Source organism: Lentzea sp. NPDC058450 (assembly GCF_042721395.1).
Taxonomy (GTDB): Bacteria; Actinomycetota; Actinomycetes; order Mycobacteriales; family Pseudonocardiaceae; genus Lentzea.
Window position 1 is genome coordinate 1 of record NZ_JBHXLO010000004.1, and the last position, 17256, is coordinate 17256.

The window sequence follows — 17256 nt, forward strand, 5'->3', positions numbered from 1 at the left end:
GCTGCGCGACGATAGAGATTGGGGCTTGACTTCGGGGCCCTTGCGAGGTGCTGGTCGGCCGGAAAGGCCGGGCTGAAAAGCGCCCGGCCGAGCTCGAGAGGCTAGCACCTCGCACCCAAAGTCAAGCCCCAATCTCTTCGGGTGCGTGGTTGCGTTTGTGCTGGTAGGTCACCACACCGCTTGATCGATGTGCGGTGCTCGTACGGGCTCGCCTTCGGCTTCGCGTGGGCATGGGTGCGTGCGTGTTTGTGCGTGAGTGTGGCCCTCCACCTCTTGGGCGGAGGGCCACTTGTGCGTGTGTGTCAGGCCTCCTCTACGCGGAGGGTGGCCATCGCGCGTTCGGTTTCCCAGAAGGCGCGTACGGATTTGATGAGGCCGTCCTCGCCCACGTTGTAGACGAAGACTCCCTCGGTGTCCACGCGGGCGTTGCCTGGGAGGAAGGCGCTGATGGTGCCCACGTTCGCGCATTCGGTGCCTGCTGCGAACGAGTCGTGGATGGCGAACTCGAAGCGTTCCACGTTGGCGATGGCCAGGTCCCAGAAGGCGGCGATGGCCTCCTTGCCGTGGTGGCCCTTGCCTTCCTGGTCGAACATGGACGGGCCCACCGGGTCTTCTACCACGGCGTCCTCGGCGAAGAGGGCCAGCCAGTCTTCCTTGCGGCCTTGTGAGACGGCTTCCATGGAGCGCCAGGAGGCCACTCGGGCCGGGGTTTCGGTCTTGGAGGCCGTCCAGGTGACTGCGGCGGCTGTGGTCATGCGAGTTCTCCGATCACTTCGTCGGCGAAGCGCCGAAGTCCGTCCTTTTTGGCCTGGAGGGTGCCGTCGAAGCCCACGCCGTAGAAGAGCCAGGGGACGACGATGGTGTCGGTTACGCCTACCTCGGCGAGTTGTTTGTAGCCGTCCAGGCCGAAGCGGTCGATGCAGACCGCCTGGATCTCGAAGGGGCGTTCGAAGGCGCCCAGGTCTTCTAGGGTGGCGATTACCTGTTTGAGTTCGTCGTACTTGATCATGGCCGAGGTCCAGCCGTCGCCTACGCGTGCGGCTCGTTTGAGGGCGGCCGGGGTGTGGCCGCCCACGTAGAACGGCACCGGGGCGGTGGGGGCCGGGGACATTTGGAGGCGGTCGAAGTCGAAGTAGTCGCCGTGGTACTCGACCATGCCGCCGGCCAGGACGAGTTTGAGGATGTCGATCATCTCGTCTACGCGCGGGCCGCGGTTCTTGAACGGGACGCCGCACCACTCGAATTCCTCGGGGGACCAGCCGAGGCCCACGCCGAAGCCGAAGCGGTTGCCGGTCATGTGGGCGACTGAGCCGACTTGGCGGGCTAGGAGTAGTGGGTTGCGGGAGCCCAGTTTGAGGACCTGGGTGTAGAAGTTGATGCGGGACGTGACCGCGCCCATTGCCGCTGCCGCTACGAACGGGTCCACCCAGGGGGTGTCCGCGTTCCACATTCGGGAGCCGTCCGGGGTGTACGGGTAGTCGGCGGAGACCTTTTCGGAGAAGAAGAGGGAGTCCGGCAGGGCTATTGAGGCGTAGCCGCACTCTTCTGCGCACTGGGCCAGCTCGGTGAGTTGGTCGAGCGGGCTCATGGCGATGCCTACGGTGAACTTCACGGCTTCTCCGATCCGACTACCCACATGGCGAAGAACTGGGAGCCGCCGCCGTAGGCGTGGCCCAGGGCTACTCGTGCACCGTCCACCTGGTGGTCTCCTGCCGTGCCCATGACCTGCATCGCCGCTTCGGCGAAGCGGAGGAGGCCTGAGGCGCCGATCGGGTTGGACGAGAGGACGCCGCCGCTCGGGTTGACCGGGAGGCGGCCCTTGATCTCGGTTTCGCCTGCCTCGGTGAGCTTCCAGCCCTGGCCGATGTCGGTGAAGCCGAGGTTCTCGAGCCACATCGGTTCGAACCAGGAGAACGGGACGTAGATCTCCGCGGCGTCCACTTCGGACAGCGGGTCGGTGATGCCCGCCTGCTTCCAGAGCGCTCGGGCTGCGTCGCGGCCCGCCTGGGGGTTGACCTGGTCTCGTCCGGCGAACGTCGTGGGCTCGGTGCGCATCGCGGTGGCGCGGATCCAGGCCGCCTTGCCGGAGGTGGGTTCCGAGGAGATGACCACCGCGCAGGCGCCGTCGGAGGACGGGCACGTCTCGTCGTAGCGGATCGGGTCCCACAGCATCGTGGAGGCTTGGACCGATTCCACGGTGATGTCGGGTTGTTTGAGGTGGGCGTACGGGTTGCGCGCGCCGTTGCGGCGGTCTTTGGCGGCGACCATGGCGCCCACGTGTTCGGGGGCGCCCGCCCGGCGGATGTAGGAGCGGACGTGCGGGGCGAAGTAGCCGCCCGCGCCCGCGTGGACGGGCATGGTGAAGGGAGTGGGTACGGAGAGCGCCCACATGGCGTTCGACTCGGACTGCTTTTCGAATGCCACGGCCAGTACGCGGTTGTGGACGCCGGACTGGACGAGGGAGGCGGCCACGTTGCCGGTGCTGCCGCCGACGGAGCCGGCGGTGTGCACGCGCAGCAAGGGTTTGCCGACCGCGCCCAGGGCGTCGGCGAGGAAGAGTTCGGGCATCATGACGCCCTCGAAGAGGTCGGGGGCCTTGCCCAGGACCACGGCGTCGATGTCGGGCCAGTCGACGCCCGCGTCGGCCATCGCGCGGTCGATCGCCTCGCGGCACAGGCCCGCCATCGAGACGTCCAGGCGCTTCGCCGCGTGGTGCGTCTGGCCGGTGCCGACCACTGCTGCCGGTCGCATCACGCACGCCCTTCCATGACGCAGACGAGGTTCTGTTGGAGCAGGGGGCCGCTGGTGGCGTGGCCCAGGACCTTCTCGGCGGTGCCGTCGTGGATGCGGCGGGCGGCCTCGCCGATGCGGGCGAGGCCGGCGGAGAACATCGGGTTGCCCGCGAGGACGCCGCCGGACGGGTTGACGCTCACGTCGTCGCCGAGGCCGAGCGCCTGGCGCAGCAGGATCTCCTGGTGGGTGAAAGGCGCGTGCAGCTCGGCGACCTGGACGCCGTCCGTGCCCGCCGCCTTGCCCGCGGCGACGGTGGACGGCGAGGTCGTGAGGTCGCGGGTGCCGAACGATGGGGAGTCGGTGCGGTGCTCGAAGCCGGTGATCCACGCCGGGCGTTCGCACAGCTCGCGGGCGCGGTCACCGGCGGCCAGCACGATCGTGGCCGCGCCGTCAGTGATCGGGGCGCAGTCGTGGCGCCGCAACGGGTCCGCTACGTAGGGCAGCGACAGGAGTTCGTCGGCCTCCACTTCGCCGGAGAGCTGGGCGAGTGGGTTCGAGAGGGCGTTGCGACGGCTTTGCGCGGCTACCGAGGCCATCGCGCGTTCGTCCCACAGGCCGGTCTCGATGCCCATGCGCGCCTGGATGCCCGCCAGCCCCAGCGTGTCCGGCCACAGTGGAGTGACGACGTACGGGTCGAGCTGCATCGCCATCACGCGGCGGAGCTGCCCGGCCGAGGACTTGCCGAAGCCGTAGACGAGGGCGGTGTCGATCTCACCGCACAGCAGCTTGACCCAGGCCTCGTACAACGCCCAGGCGGCGTCCATCTCGACGTGCGACTCGGCGATCGGCGGGAACGCCCCGATCGCGTCGACGGCCGAGACGAACGAGAACGCGCGGCCCGCCAGGTAGTCCGACGAGCCCGAGCACCAGAACCCGATGTCGGTCTTGGTGAGGCCGAGGCCGCCGAGCACCTCGTGGAAGATCGGGACCAGCATCTCGACACCGTTGGTGGTGCCGTCGGTCTCGCGCACGCAGGGCGTCTGCGCGAAGCCGACTACCGCAATGTCACGCACGCGAGCCTCACAGGTGCTGGGAGTAGGAGTCGAACGGCGCGTCCGGCTCACCGGACGGCTTGAAGTGGTCGATGTTCTGCATCGTCGGGCCCCACTCCTCGCGCGGCTTCCACACGCCCTCGACGCGCATGCCCATCCGCACGTCCTCCGGCGCGACGCCGAGCAGCAGGTGCAGGAACGGGATGTCCGCGCCGTCGAGCAGCACGTAAGCCGAGACGTACGGCGGTGGGATGCGCTGGCCCAGGAACGGGACGTTGACCACGCAGTACGTCGTGATCGTGCCGCGGTCGGCGAGCTCGACCTGGTCCGTCGTCGGCACGCCGTCGGTCGGGCAGGCCGGGCGCGGCGGGAAGTAGACCTTCTCGCAGGACGGGCAGCGCTGGCCGAGCAGCCTGCCCTCCATGAGACCGCGCAGGAACGGGTCCTCGGTCGGCGACGCCGAGTGCGTGTAGTGCAGGTTGACCGGCGTGGTCACCATCGTGACGTCGTCGGCGTCCGTTGGTTCGTCGGCCGGGGAGTCGGAGAGCTCGAAGCACTCGATGTCGGTGATCGCGCCGACCCGTTCGTCGCGCCATCGCACCCGTACGCGCGCGCCGGTGGAGATCTGGTCCGGGGTGCCCGCGTCGACGGCGTGCAGCAGCGAGGTGTCCGCGCCGTCGAGCTGGATGAGCGCCCACGCGAACGGCCGGTCGAGCGGCTGTCCTTCGAGGGGCTCGGGAATCCACGACCACCCGCGCACGACACCGGTCGCCGCCACGCCCACGAACTCGTGGAGGCGTTCGGCGGTCACGGGGTCGTACTCGAGCGGCGGCACGTGCACGCGCCCGTCGGAACCCCGGATCCCGGTCACCTTGCGGCGGCGCAGATCCGAGAGGAACCGGCCCAGCGTCGGGCCGAGCGAACGCGTGTAGTCGAAGCCAACGTCGAGCGGAGCACTCAGCGGCCGAGTCACAGATCAAAGTGAAACAGGTTCTCGAAATGGTGGCAAGATGGGTGCATGAAGCTCGGTCTGCAGCTCGGGTACTGGGGTGCTCAGCCGCCCCTGAACGCCGCCGAACTCGTGGCGGCGGCGGAGGAGTTCGGCTTCGACGCGGTGTTCGCCGCCGAGGCGTGGGGATCGGACGCGTTCACCCCGTTGGCGTGGTGGGGATCCGAGACCTCCAGGGTGCGGCTGGGGACGTCCGTCGTCCAGATGTCGGCTCGCACGCCGGCCGCGTGCGCGATGCACGCGCTGACGCTCGATCACCTGTCGGGCGGGCGGTTCATCCTCGGGCTCGGCGTGTCCGGGCCGCAGGTCGTGGAGGGCTGGTACGGGCGGCCGTTCGCGAAACCCCTTGCCAGGACCAGGGAGTACGTGTCGATCCTGCGTCAGGTGATGGCGCGCGAGGCGCCCGTGCGCAACGACGGCCCGCACTACCCGTTGCCCTACCAGGGGCCGGGGGCGCTGGGGCTCGGCAAGCCGTTGAAGCCGATCACCCATCCGCTGCGCGCTGACCTGCCCATCTGGCTCGGGGCCGAGGGGCCGAAGAACGTCGCGCTGACGTCGGAGATCGCGGACGGGTGGCTCGCCATCTACTACGCGCCGCGGCTCGCCGACATGTACAACGAATGGCTCGACGACGGGTTCGCCAAGTCGGGCCGCAGCAGGGAGAACTTCGAGGTCGCGGCCACGTGCCAGGTCGTCGTGACGGACGATCCGGCGTCTGTGCGGGCGATGCTGAAGCCCTTCGTCGCTTTGTACATCGGCGGAATGGGCGCGCCCGGCATGAACTTCCACGCCGAGGTCTTCACGCGGATGGGCTACGGCGAGGTCGTGACTGACATCGGCAGGCTGTTCCAGGCCGGGCGCAAGGACGAGGCGGCGCAGGTGGTTCCGGACGAGCTGGTGTCCGAGATCAGCATCGTCGGGACAGCCGAGCGGGTGCGCGAGGAGGTCCGCCGGTGGGAGAAGGCGGGCGTCACGACACTGCTCGTCGGATGTCGCGACGTTGCCTCGATCAAGGCCGTCGCGGAGGCTTGTCAGTAGGTGAAACGCGTTCTACTTTGAGGGTGTGGTCACAGGACTCTGGAACATCGCTGCCGATCAGCCGGACCTGACCGCGCTGGTCGATCCGAGTGGTCGCGAGATCACCTACTCCGAGCTCGCGGGCGACGCGAACCGCTACGGGCGCGGGTTCCGGGCCCTGGGCCTGAACCCCGGTGACAGCGTCGTGCTGATGCTGCCCAACAGCGCCGAACTGGTGGCCGTCTACTTCGCGGCCTACCAGACCGGTCTCTACGTCGTGATGGCCAACTGGCACCTGACCGGGGCCGAGGTCGCGTACCTCGTGCAGGACAGCGGTGCCAAGGCCGTCGTGGCCCACGAGCGGTTCGCGGCGGCCGCCGTGGAGGCCGCCGCGAGCCTTCCCGCCGAGGCGAGGTTCGCGGTCGGTGAGATCGACGGGTTCACGCCGTTGAGCGGACTCGGGGCCGACGGCGAAGGCAGGCCCGACGGCCGCACCACCGGGTCGCCGATGCTCTACACCTCCGGCACGACCGGACGGCCGAAGGGCGTGCGCAGGCCGTTGACCGGCGCCGATCCCGACGACGTGCCGCCGAACGCCGCCTGGTTCTTCGGCATCTTCGGGATCAAGCCGCACGACGGGCACGTGCACCTCTGCGGATCACCGCTCTACCACACGGCCGTGCTCAACTTCGTGACCATCTCGATCCAGCTGGGCCACACCGCGGTGCTGATGGACCACTGGGCGCCCGAGGAGATGCTGCGGCTGATCGAGCGCCACAAGGTGACCCACAGCCACATGGTGCCGACCCAGTTCCACCGGTTGCTGGCTCTGCCCGACGACGTGAAGGCGCGCTACGACATGTCGTCGTTGCGGTCGATGATCCACGGCGCGGCGCCGTGCCCGCTCGAAGTCAAGCGCCGCATGCTCGACTGGTGGGGCCCGGTCGTGATCGAGTACTACGCCGCCACCGAGGGCGGCGGCACGGCGATCACCGCTCAGGAGTGGCTGAAGAAGCCCGGATCGGTCGGGCTGCCGTGGCCGACGTCCGAGATCAAGATCCTCGGCGAGGACGGCACCGAACTGCCGGTGGGGGAGCAGGGGCTCGTCTACATGCGGATGGGCACCTCGACGTTCGAGTACCACAAGGACGCCGAGAAGACCCGGGCCGCGCGCGTCGGCAAGCTGTTCACGTTGCAGGACATCGGGTATCTCGACGAGGACGGCTACCTGTTCCTGTGCGACCGCAAGAACGACATGATCATCTCCGGTGGGGTGAACATCTACCCGGCCGAGATCGAGGGCGAGCTGATCTGCCACCCGAAGGTCGCGGACGTGGCGGTGTTCGGGGTGCCGCACCCGGACTGGGGCGAGGCGATCAAGGCCGTCGTGCAGCCGACCGATGGCGTGGAGGGGTCCGAGGCGCTGACCGAGGAGCTGCTGGAGTTCGCGCGCACCCGGCTCGCCAAGTTCAAGCTGCCCCGGACCGTCGAGTACCGGGCCGAGCTGCCCCGCGACCCGAACGGCAAGCTGTACAAGCGGAAGCTGCGCGATGCGTGACGCGATCAGGATGTCGGCCGGCGAGGTCGAGGAGTTCCTGCGCGGGCAGAAGACGTTGATCGTGGCGACCATCGGCCGCACCGGGCTGCCGCACCTCGCGCCGATGTGGTTCGCGTGGGTGGACGGCGAGATCGTCTTCTGCACCGACCGCAAGTCGCAGAAGATCCTGAACCTCCAACGGGATCCGCGCTGCAGCGTGCTGGCCGAGACCGGGGAGTCATACGACCAGCTGCGCGGCGTGCACATGGAGGGCGTCACCGAGTTCACCGACCTCGGGCCGGTCGTGGACGCCGTGGTGGCGCGCAACTTCGGCGAGGTCGGCGACGACCCGGCCGCCCGTGAGGCGTTGAAGAAGGCGATGGCCCGGCGCGTCGCCGTGATCTTCCGTCCGACCAAGACCGCCAGCTGGGACCACCGCAAGACGATGTCGGGAGTGACACCGTGAACCTGAACCGCCGTCAGGTGCTCGCCGGAGCCGGGCTCGCGCTGGCTTCGGGACTGGTCAGGACCGGGACGGCGTCGGCCGACCTCGGTGAGTTCGACGTCGTCGTGGTGGGCGCCGGTGCGGCCGGCATGACCGCCGCGCTGACCGCCGCCAAGCGCGGGCTGAGCTGCGTGGTCGTGGAGAAGGCGCCGACGTACGGCGGCTCGGCGGCGCGGTCCGGCGCGGGCATCTGGATCCCGAACAACGAGATCATCCTCGCCGCCGGCATCCCGGACACCCCCGCGAAGGCCACGCAGTACCTGGCGGCCGTCGTCGGCGACATCCCGTTGGCGCGGCAGCAGGCCTACCTCGCGCACGGGCCGCAGATGATCTCGTTCGTCATGCGCAACAGCCCGTTGCGGTTCCGGCACATGGACGGCTACAGCGACTACTACCCGGAACTCCCCGGCGGCATCGCGCGAGGTCGTTCGATCGAACCGGAGATGCTCGACGGCCGCGTCCTCGGCGCCGAACTGGCCAACCTCAACGCGCCCTACCTGACGCCGCCCGCCGGCCTGGTCATCTACGGCGCCGACTACAAGTGGCTCGCCCTGGCACTGGTGAACGCCAAGGGCGCGGCCACGGCAGCGGCGGCGCTGGCCCGGGGCACCGCCGCCGCGCTGGCGGGCCAGAAGCCGTTGACGATGGGCCAGGCCCTGGCCGGCGGCCTGCGGGCGGGCCTGCTGCAGTCGAACGTCCCGGTCTGGCTGAACACCGGCCTCGACGACCTGATCGTCGAGAACGGCGCCGTCCGCGGCGTGCTGACCTCACGAGGTGCTGTGCGCGCCCGCCGCGGCGTGATCATGGGCTCCGGCGGCTTCGAGCACAACGCGGCCATGCGCGCCCAGTACCAGCGCCAGCCGATCGGTACTCAGTGGACGGTCGGCGCCAAGGAGAACACCGGCGACGGTCACCGCGCCGGCCTGCGCGCGGGCGCCGCCGTCGACCTGATGGACGACGCCTGGTGGGGCCCGGCCATCCCGACCCCCGGCTCACCGTACTTCTGCCTCGCCGAGCGCACCCTGCCCGGCGGCCTGATGATCAACGCGGCGGGCCGGCGCTTCGTGAACGAGGCCGGGCCGTACAGCGACGTCGTGCACACCATGTACGACAAGAACCCCACCGACCCGTGCATCCCGGCCTGGCTCATCGTCGACCAGAACTACCGCAACAGGTACCTGTTCGCCGACGTGGCCCCGGCCCTGCCGCTCCCGGACGGCTGGTACCAGTCGGGCGCGGTGGTGAAGAACTGGTCGCTGGACGGCCTCGCCTCCGCCATCGGCGTGCCGGGCGCCGCGCTGAAGGCGACCGTCAGCCGCTTCAACGGCCAGGCCATGACCGGCCGCGACGCGGACTTCCACCGCGGCGACAGCGCCTACGACCACTACTACACCGACCCGGCCGTCTTCCCGAACTCGTGCCTCGCCCCGCTGTGGCTGGCGCCGTTCTACGCGTTCAAGATCGTGCCCGGCGACCTCGGCACGAAGGGCGGCCTGGTGACGGACGCCCGTGCGCGCGTGCTGCGGCCGGACGGCTCGGTCATCCCCGGCCTGTACGCGGCGGGCAACGTGAGCTCGGCCGTGATGGGCCGCAGCTACGCCGGAGCGGGCTCGACCATCGGGCCCGCGATGACGTTCGGCTACATCGCCGCGAACGACATCTAGCAGCGGCAGCGCGCGGGCACGTCGGCGAACGTCAGCGCGGCGCCGACCTGCACGAACGGCCAGCCACCGGTCTCCGCCAGCAGGAGATCGGTGGTCAGGCTGTCCCCGGCCACCATGCACACGGTCCTGCCGTCCGTCAGCGCGGTCCTGACCGCGTCGGTGAACCCAGGCGTGCCCTTGGGGTGGCCGACCTCGCCCGACACGAAGATCCGCGCGAACCGGTCGGCCAGGCCCGACAGCCCGATCTTGGCGCGCTGCAACGACCGGCAGCCGTCGGTGGCGAGCCACAGCTCGTGCCGCAGCGCCAGTGAGTCCAAAGCGGACTCTACGCCGGGGAACGGCCGAACCAACGCCCTGCGCAGCCGCCGGAACGCCAGTGCGGCGGTCTGCGCTTCGGCCGCACTCCCCAGGTCCGCCAGCGCCAGCCGCCACGCCCGCACGTCGTTGCCCACCAACGCGGCGATGACGTCCTGGGGCATCGGCAGTTCGTGGAAGTCGGCCCAGAGCGCCTCCCAGGACGCGACCCGTTCGACCTCGCGGTGCGTGACGGTCCGGTTCTCCCGCCACTCCCGCCGGGCCGCGGCCAGCACGACGTCGACCGCCTGCTCGGTGGTCGGGATCGCGAGCTCACCGAGCACCGCGGCGATGGCGGCGCGGGCCGCCGAGCCGTCCGGGATCAGGCAGTCGTCGAGGTCGATGATGACAACGGAGGTGCTCACGTACGGGAAAGCTACCGGCCCTTGAACTCCGGCTTGCGCTTTTCCGCGAATGCCCGGGGTCCTTCCTTGGCGTCCTCGCTGGAGAACACCTCCATGCCGAGCCGGGCGTCCACTGTGAACGCCTCGTTCTCGTGCATGACCTCGGTCTCCCGCATGGTCTGCAGGATCTTCTGCACCGCGATGGGCCCGTTCGCGGTGATCAGCCCGGCCAGTTCGAGGGCCTTGTCCAGCGCCTGGCCGTCCGGCACCACGTGGCCGATCAGGCCGATCTCCTTGGCCTCGGCCGCCCTGATGTGCCGTCCGGTCAGCAGCAGGTCCGCCGCCACCGTGTACGGGATCTGGCGGGGCAGCCGCACCGCCGAGCCGCCCATCGGGAACAGGCCCCAGCGCGCCTCGGAGACGCCGAACCGCGCGCTCTCGCCCGCCACCCGGATGTCCGTCGCCTGAAGGATCTCGGTGCCGCCGGCGACCGCCGGGCCCTCCACCGCCGCGATGAGCGGTTTCGTCAATCGACGTCCTTTCAGCAGCGGTTCGATGACGGAGAAGTCGAACTTGCCGGCGTTCTCGCTGGGGTGGTTGGACGTCATCGCCTTGAGGTCCGCGCCCGCGCAGAAGGAGCCGCCCGCGCCGGTCAGGACGCAGACGCGCACGTCCGGATCGGTGTCGACGCGGTCCCACGCGTCCTTCATGATGGCCAACATGGGGCCGGACAAGGCGTTGCGGACCTCGGGCCGGTTCATCGTGACGACCAAGACGTTGCCGACCAAGTCCACCAACGCGTGTGGTTCTGTCGTGGTCGTCATTCGCGCGCCTCCTGGATCGAGTCTGACCGCACGGGGGATTGTCCAGAACAGTAACACGTTCTACTTTGCGTGCTATGGCCCTCAACGTCGCAGACCTCGTTGAACACGCCGCCGACACCGTGCCCGACCGGACCGCGCTCGTGTGCGGGGCCAAGAGGGTCACCTACGCCGAGCTCGAGTCGCGAGCCAACAAACTGGCTCACCACCTGGCAAAGAACGGCGTGACGCAGGGTGCGCACGTGGGGCTCTACGCGCGCAACTCGATCGAGCTGGTCGAAGCCATGATCGCGGTCTACAAGCTGCGTGCCGTGGCCATCAACGTGAACTACCGCTACACCAAGAACGAGTTGCAATACCTCTTCGGCGAGGCGGACCTGACCGCTCTCGTGCACGAACGGCGTTATGCGCCGCTGGTCGCGGAGGTCGGCGCGCCCGGCCACACCGTCGTGATCGACGACGAGACCGAGGAACCCTTCGAGGGCGCCGACTACGAGACGGCCCTGAGCGCCGAGTCGGGTGACCGGGACTTCTCCCCGCGCAGTCCTGACGACCTCTACATCCTGTTCACCGGCGGCACGACCGGCATGCCCAAGGGCGTGATGTGGCGGCACGAGGACGTGTGGCGCACGCTCGGCGGCGGCATCGACTTCGTCACCGGCGAACGGCTGGCCGACGAGTGGCACCAGGCCAGGGCGGGCAAGGACTACGGCCTGATCCGGTTGTGCCTGCCGCCGCTGATCCACGGCGCCGCGCAGTGGGCCGTGCTGGGCGCGTTGTTCAGCGGCAGCACGGTGGTGCTGGTGCCCAAGTTCGACCCCGTCGAGATCTGGCAGGTGATCGAAAGGGAAAAGGTCCAGGTCGCCGTCATCACCGGCGACGCCATGGGCCGGCCGTTGATCGAGGAGTTCCAGCGCGGCACGTACGACGCCTCGTCGCTCTACATCCTCAACAGCAGCGCCGCGCTCTTCTCGTACACGGTGAAGAAGCAGTACCACGAGCACCTGCCGCACACGACGTTGCTGGAGTCCATCGGGTCCAGCGAGACCGGGTCCACCGGCATCGGCGCGGTGCCCAAGGAGATGGTGAAGACCGACGGCACCAAAGTGAAGCTCAACGAGGACACCATCGTCATCGACGAGGACGGCAACAAACTGGAGCCGTCGCCCGGTGTCATCGGCAAGCTGGCGCGTGGCGGGCACATCCCGATCGGCTACTACAAGGACCCCGAGAAGACCGCGCGGATGTTCGTGGAGGTCGACGGCAGGCGGTTCACCGTGCCCGGCGACTTCGCCCGGTTCGAGGAGGACGGCGACATCACGTTGCTGGGGCGCGGCAACACCTGCGTCAACACCGGCGGCGAGAAGGTCTTCCCGGAAGAGGTCGAGGGAGTGCTGAAGTCGCACCCCGACGTGTTCGACGCGCTCGTGATCGGCGTCCCCGACGACACGCTCGGCCAACGCGTCGGAGCGATCATCCAGCCGCGTGACGGCACCACGCCGACACTGTCCGAACTGGACGCTCACGTCCGCGAGTCGCTGGCGGGCTACAAGGTACCGCGCTCGTTGTGGCTGGTGCCCGAGATCGGCCGCACCCCGAGCGGCAAACCCGACTACCAGTGGGCGAAGCGCCACGTGGAGGACCATGCGCACCAGCCTGTGTGACGAGCTGGGCATCGAGCACCCCGTCTTCGGCTTCACGCCGTCCGAGCACGTGGCGGCGGCGATCAGCCGGGCGGGCGGGCTCGGTGTCCTCGGGTGCGTGCGGTTCAACGACGCGGAGGACCTCGACCGCGCGTTGACGTGGATGGACGAGAACACCGACGGCAAGCCGTACGGGGTCGACATCGTGATGCCCGCGAAGATCCCGGCCGAGGGCACGCAGATCGACCTCGCCACGCTCATCCCGCAGAGCCACAAGGACTTCGTGGCGCAGACGTTGCTGAAGCTCGGCGTGCCCCCGCTGCCGGACGGCGAGGAGGGCGAGGGCGTGCTGGGCTGGCTGCACTCGGTCGCGCGGTCGCACGTGGACGTCGCCCTCGAACACCCGATCCGGCTCATCGCGAACGCCCTGGGCTCACCGCCGACGGACGTCATCGAACGCGTGCACGCGGCAGGCGTTCCGGTGGCCGCGCTGGCGGGCAAGGCCGAACACGCGCGACGGCACGTGGCCAACGGCGTCGACATCGTGGTGGCACAGGGCTACGAGGCGGGCGGCCACACCGGTGAGATCGCGTCGATGGTGCTCGTGCCGGAGATCGTGGACGCGGTCGACGTCCCGGTGCTCGCCGCCGGTGGCATCGGCTCGGGCCGGCAGGCGGCCGCGGCACTGGCGCTCGGCGCGTCCGGCGTGTGGATGGGTTCGTACTGGCTCACCACGGCCGAGTACGCCCTGGGCAACTCCAGCACGCAGGAGGCGCTGCTCGCCGCCGGGTCGAGCGACACCGTGCGCACCCGCGTCTACACCGGCAAGCCGGCGCGGCTGCTCAGGACCCGCTGGACCGAGGCGTGGACGGAACCGGACGCGCCCGAGCCGTTGCCGATGCCGTTGCAGAACCTGCTGGTCAGCGAGGCGCACCACCGGATCGCCCGCTCGGGCGACCCGTCGGTGGTGTCGATGCCGGTCGGGCAGATCGTCGGGCGGATGAACGAGGTGCGGCCCGTCGCCGACGTGATGACGGACCTGCTGAGCGAGTACGACCAGGCCGTGGAACGGCTGAACAAGGCTCGCTGATCACATCGCGGCACTGAGTTTCAGGAGCTGGGCGGTCGCACCGCCCAGCTCGAACTCGTTGCGCTTGGCCGCGGTGAAGTAGCGGTGCACGTCGTGGCTCATGTCGATACCGGTGCCGCCGTGGACGTGCACGGCCGTGTGCGCCACGCGGTGCCCGGCGTCGGCGGCCCAGAACTTCGCGGTCGCCACCTCGGCCTCGGCGTCGAGACCCTCGGACAGTCGCCAGGCGGCCTGCCAGAGCGTGAGCCGGATGGCGGCCACGTCGATGTAGGCGTCGGCGAGCCGTTGGGCCACGGCCTGGAAACTGCCGATCGGGCGTTCGAACTGCACGCGGGTCCGGGCGTACTCCGCCGTCAGTTCCAGCGCGCGTTCGGTGACGCCCAGCTGGTGGGCGCACAGTCCCAGCGTGTAGCGGGTGACCAGCCAGTCCGGCGTGAGGCCGGGGACGACCTCGCCACCCGTGAACGCGAACGAGCCCGCCTCCGAGCCGTCGACGAGTTCCTGCGGTGTGATCTCCAGGTCCTCCGCGGCGACCACGAAGACCTGGTCGCCCTGGGCGACGAGGAAGGCCGCCGCTGCGGAGGCGGACGGCACGGTCGTCAGCTCGCCGTCGGTCTCCTGAAGTGCCACGGACAGCACGGTTCCCGGGGTCAGCCAGCGTTCGCGTTGGCCCGCGGTGCCGAACTCGGCGAGCGCGGACGACGCGACCGTCGTCGGCAGGTAAGGCGCGGGGGAGACCGCACGGCCCAGTTCGACCAGCACCGCGCACTGCTCCAGGACGCCGAACTCGTCGGGCTGCTCCGGCACGACCCCGGACTTGACCAGGTCGAGCCACGGGGTGTCGGACGAGTCGAGGATCTTGCGGGTCAGCGCGGCCAGTTCGCGCTGGGCCTCGGTCAGGGTGAAGTCCACGGAAGTCTCCTCTACCGGGGCACGGCGGGCAGTCCCAGGCCCACGCGCGCGATGATGTCCCGCTGGATCTCGTTGGTGCCGCCGCCGAACGTGAGGATCAGCGCCGAGCGGTGCATGCGTTCGACCCGGCCGTGCAGCAACGCTCCCGGTGAGCCGGCGCGCACGATCCCGTTGGCGCCCAGCACCTCCATCAGCAGCCGGTAGCCCTCGGTCGCGAACTCGGTGCCGAACACCTTGGTCGCCGACGCCTCCGCCGGGGACGGCGCCTCGTCGGAACCGGAGGCGATCCGCCAGTTGACGAGCTTGAGGAACTCGGTCTTGGCGTGCACGCGGGCGAGGTGCAGGCGCACCCACTCGTGCTGGGCGGCACCGGTTTCGTCCGCCCATTGACGAACTTCGCGCAGCGCGGTCTGCAGCGGCGCGGCCGAGCACAGGGCGACGCGTTCGTGGTTGAGCTGGTTGGTGATGAGCTTCCAGCCCTTGTGCTCCTCGCCGATGAGGTTGCCGACCGGCACGCGCACGTTGTCGTAGAAGGTCGCGCTGGTCGTGGGCCCCGACATGGTCGGCACCGGCGTCCAGGAGAAGCCGGGGTCGGTGGTCGGCACCATGATGATGCTGAGGCCCCGGTGCCGCTTCGACTCCTGGTCGGTCCGGCAGGCGAGCCACACGTAGTCGGCGTACTGGATGAGGCTGGTCCACATCTTCTGGCCGTTGATCACGTACTCGTCGCCCTCGCGGACGGCCCGCGTGCGCAGCGCGGCGAGGTCGGTGCCCGCCTCCGGTTCGGAGTAGCCGATGGCGAAGTGCAGCTCGCCGGACGCGATTCTCGGCAGGTAGAAGGCCTTCTGCTCGGGCGTGCCGTAGGTCATGATCGTCGGCCCGATGGAGTTGAGCGTCAGGAACGGCACGGGCGCGCCGGCGGCGGACGCCTCGTCCAGGAAGATCAGCTGCTCGATCATCGGCCGGTCGCGGCCGCCGTACTCCTCGGGCCAGCCGATGGTCAGCCAGCCGTCCAGCCCCATCCGGCGGACGGTGTCCTTGTAGACCTCGGCGTCGCCGTAGTCGCTGCCTCCGGCGAGCCCGGCTCGGCGTTCGGGCGTCATGAGCGCGGCGAAGTACGCCCGCAACTCCTGGCGCAACTGCTCCTGTTCGGGCGTGAAACCGATGCGCATGACCGCTACTCTAGAACAAGTTCTACTTCATGTCAGGAGGCCGCGATGAAGGTCGGCGTGGACCCTTCGCTGTGCGAGGCGCACGGGGAGTGCATGACCATCCTGCCCGAGGTGTTCGACCTCGACGACGAGGAAGTTTTGCAGATCCGGGACGGTGAGCTGGCGTCGGCGGAGGAAGGTCCGGCCGAACGCGCGGTGGCGTCCTGCCCCAAGGGCGCGCTCCGCCTCTCACGCTGATGGGCCTTGTCAAGAACAGGAACAGATTCTAGTGTCCGACGGGTTACTTCGGCCGTGAGCTCAGCGAGGAGTGATACCGGTGAAGGCTGCCGTGCTCAACCAGGTAGGCGACGACAAGCTCGAGCTCCGCGACGACGTGACCACCACACCCGTGGGGCCCGCCGAGATCCGCATCAAGATCAAGGCGTGCGGTGTCTGCCACAGTGATCTGTCCGCAATGGACGGAACGTTGCCCGCGCTGGCACCCGGCGTCGTGGGTCACGAGGGCGCCGGTGAGATCGCCGAGGTCGGGAGCGCCGTCACGTCGCTCGCGGTCGGTGACCACGTGGCGATCACGTTCGTGCCGCCGTGCGGGAAGTGCGCCCAATGCGTTACGGGGCAAGCACATCTGTGCCTGATCCACACGATCTCCGCGTTCACCTCGCCCCGGTTCGTCGTCGGCGGCAACCCGGCGTTCGGGTACGCGGGGCTCGGCGCGTTCGCCGAGGAGATGGTCGTGCCGGCCGACGCGGCCGTGAAGATCGACGACGACGTGCCGTGGGACGTCGCCGCCCTGCTGTCGTGCGGAATCCTGACCGGCGTCGGCGCGGTGCTCAACACCGCCAAGGTCGAACCGGGCTCCAGCGTCGCCGTGATCGGCTGCGGTGGTGTCGGGGTCGCGGTGCTTCAGGGCGCCCGGCTCGCGGCCGCGGCCCGGATCGTCGCCGTCGACCCCGTGCTGGAGAAGCACGAGGTGGCGCAGAAGTTCGGCGCGACGCACGCGACGACGCCGGACGGCATCGCGGACCTCAACAACCAGCTGAACTTCGGGATGGGCTTCGACTACGTGTTCGACGTCGTCGGCCTGCCCGCGACGATCCGGCAGGCGTGGGACCTGACCCGGCGCGGCGGCCACACGGTGATCGTCGGCGCGGGGCGGGCGGACGCGATGGTGTCGTTCAGCGCCCAGGAACTGTTCCTGCACGACAAGACGCTGCACGGCTCGTTCTACGGCACGGCGAACTTCCGCCGGGACATCCCGCGGATGATCGCGCTGTGGCGGCAGGGACGTCTCGACCTCGAAGGCATGATCAGCAAGCGGATCAGGCTCGAGGACGTGAACGAGGGCCTGCAGGCGTTGCGTGGCGGCGGATCCCTGATCCGCCAGGTGATTCTCTTCGATTAGG

General features: G+C 69.4%; 17 protein-coding genes. 8 read left to right on the forward strand and 9 right to left on the reverse strand.

Going from position 1 to position 17256, the window contains the following annotated elements; genetic code table 11:
* Nucleotides 1-302 precede the first annotated feature (302 nt).
* The 5 genes from ACFWNN_RS08160 to ACFWNN_RS08180 are packed head-to-tail and all read right to left on the reverse strand — an operon-like array spanning nt 303 to nt 4758.
* Nucleotides 303-755: a nuclear transport factor 2 family protein gene (locus tag ACFWNN_RS08160; RefSeq protein WP_382439173.1), complete on the reverse strand. Its 453-nt coding sequence runs from the start codon at nt 753-755 to the stop codon at nt 303-305.
* Nucleotides 752-1612, reverse strand: coding sequence for a TIGR03619 family F420-dependent LLM class oxidoreductase (locus ACFWNN_RS08165; protein ID WP_382439174.1), 861 nt, complete (start codon nt 1610-1612; stop codon nt 752-754). The genes ACFWNN_RS08160 and ACFWNN_RS08165 overlap by 4 nt, the downstream gene beginning before the upstream one ends.
* Nucleotides 1609-2751 (reverse strand): thiolase domain-containing protein, encoded by a 1143-nt coding sequence (locus tag ACFWNN_RS08170; RefSeq protein WP_382439175.1) that lies wholly within the window; start codon nt 2749-2751, stop codon nt 1609-1611. The genes ACFWNN_RS08165 and ACFWNN_RS08170 overlap by 4 nt, the downstream gene beginning before the upstream one ends.
* Complete coding sequence (locus ACFWNN_RS08175; protein WP_382439176.1) at nt 2751-3806, reverse strand: thiolase domain-containing protein; 1056 nt, start codon at nt 3804-3806, stop codon at nt 2751-2753. Before ACFWNN_RS08175 ends, ACFWNN_RS08170 begins: the two co-directional genes overlap by 1 nt.
* Nucleotides 3807-3813: 7 nt before the next feature.
* A complete protein-coding gene (locus tag ACFWNN_RS08180) occupies nt 3814-4758 on the reverse strand; it encodes a Zn-ribbon domain-containing OB-fold protein (protein ID WP_382439177.1) in 945 nt (314 codons plus the stop codon).
* A 45-nt stretch (nt 4759-4803) separates the two neighbouring features.
* Here ACFWNN_RS08180 and ACFWNN_RS08185 point away from each other — a divergent pair, with 45 nt between their 5' ends.
* From ACFWNN_RS08185 to kstD, 4 genes are all read left to right on the forward strand, one after another.
* Entirely contained in the window at nt 4804-5832 is a 1029-nt protein-coding gene (locus tag ACFWNN_RS08185) for an LLM class F420-dependent oxidoreductase (RefSeq protein ID WP_382439178.1), read from the forward strand.
* 25 nt (nt 5833-5857) lie between these two features.
* Nucleotides 5858-7369 (forward strand): acyl-CoA synthetase, encoded by a 1512-nt coding sequence (locus ACFWNN_RS08190; protein ID WP_382439179.1) that lies wholly within the window; start codon nt 5858-5860, stop codon nt 7367-7369.
* On the forward strand, nt 7362-7814 hold the full coding sequence (locus tag ACFWNN_RS08195) for a pyridoxamine 5'-phosphate oxidase family protein (RefSeq protein WP_382439180.1): 453 nt from the start codon (nt 7362-7364) through the stop codon (nt 7812-7814). Before ACFWNN_RS08190 ends, ACFWNN_RS08195 begins: the two co-directional genes overlap by 8 nt.
* Before the next feature lie 128 nt (nt 7815-7942).
* Nucleotides 7943-9517 (forward strand): 3-oxosteroid 1-dehydrogenase, encoded by a 1575-nt coding sequence (gene kstD, locus ACFWNN_RS08200; protein ID WP_382439489.1) that lies wholly within the window; start codon nt 7943-7945, stop codon nt 9515-9517.
* Here kstD and ACFWNN_RS08205 read toward each other — a convergent pair.
* Entirely contained in the window at nt 9514-10236 is a 723-nt protein-coding gene (locus ACFWNN_RS08205) for an HAD family hydrolase (protein ID WP_382439181.1), read from the reverse strand. The two genes, kstD and ACFWNN_RS08205, sit on opposite strands and share 4 nt — an antisense overlap.
* A gap of 11 nt (nt 10237-10247) precedes the next feature.
* Complete coding sequence (locus ACFWNN_RS08210) at nt 10248-11039, reverse strand: crotonase/enoyl-CoA hydratase family protein (RefSeq protein WP_382439182.1); 792 nt, start codon at nt 11037-11039, stop codon at nt 10248-10250.
* A gap of 74 nt (nt 11040-11113) precedes the next feature.
* On the opposite strand from ACFWNN_RS08210, the gene ACFWNN_RS08215 reads away from it, so the two are divergent.
* Both ACFWNN_RS08215 and ACFWNN_RS08220 read left to right on the forward strand, forming a co-directional pair.
* Nucleotides 11114-12700: an acyl-CoA synthetase gene (locus tag ACFWNN_RS08215; protein WP_382439183.1), complete on the forward strand. Its 1587-nt coding sequence runs from the start codon at nt 11114-11116 to the stop codon at nt 12698-12700.
* On the forward strand, nt 12681-13769 hold the full coding sequence (locus ACFWNN_RS08220) for an NAD(P)H-dependent flavin oxidoreductase (protein ID WP_382439184.1): 1089 nt from the start codon (nt 12681-12683) through the stop codon (nt 13767-13769). The genes ACFWNN_RS08215 and ACFWNN_RS08220 overlap by 20 nt, the downstream gene beginning before the upstream one ends.
* Here the strand turns inward: ACFWNN_RS08220 and ACFWNN_RS08225 are convergent, their stop codons facing one another.
* Nucleotides 13770-14681, reverse strand: a complete 912-nt coding sequence (locus tag ACFWNN_RS08225) for an acyl-CoA dehydrogenase family protein (protein ID WP_382439185.1) — start codon at nt 14679-14681, stop codon at nt 13770-13772.
* Nucleotides 14682-14692: 11 nt separating this feature from the next.
* Nucleotides 14693-15853 carry an acyl-CoA dehydrogenase family protein gene (locus ACFWNN_RS08230; protein ID WP_382439186.1) on the reverse strand — a complete coding sequence of 387 codons (1161 nt, stop codon included), beginning with the start codon at nt 15851-15853 and terminating at the stop codon, nt 14693-14695.
* 45 nt (nt 15854-15898) lie between these two features.
* Here ACFWNN_RS08230 and ACFWNN_RS08235 point away from each other — a divergent pair, with 45 nt between their 5' ends.
* Together ACFWNN_RS08235 and ACFWNN_RS08240 are read left to right on the forward strand one after the other, a co-directional pair.
* Entirely contained in the window at nt 15899-16090 is a 192-nt protein-coding gene (locus ACFWNN_RS08235) for a ferredoxin (protein WP_382439187.1), read from the forward strand.
* A 79-nt stretch (nt 16091-16169) separates the two neighbouring features.
* Nucleotides 16170-17255, forward strand: coding sequence for a Zn-dependent alcohol dehydrogenase (locus ACFWNN_RS08240; RefSeq protein WP_382439188.1), 1086 nt, complete (start codon nt 16170-16172; stop codon nt 17253-17255).
* Nucleotide 17256: the final 1 nt, after the last annotated feature.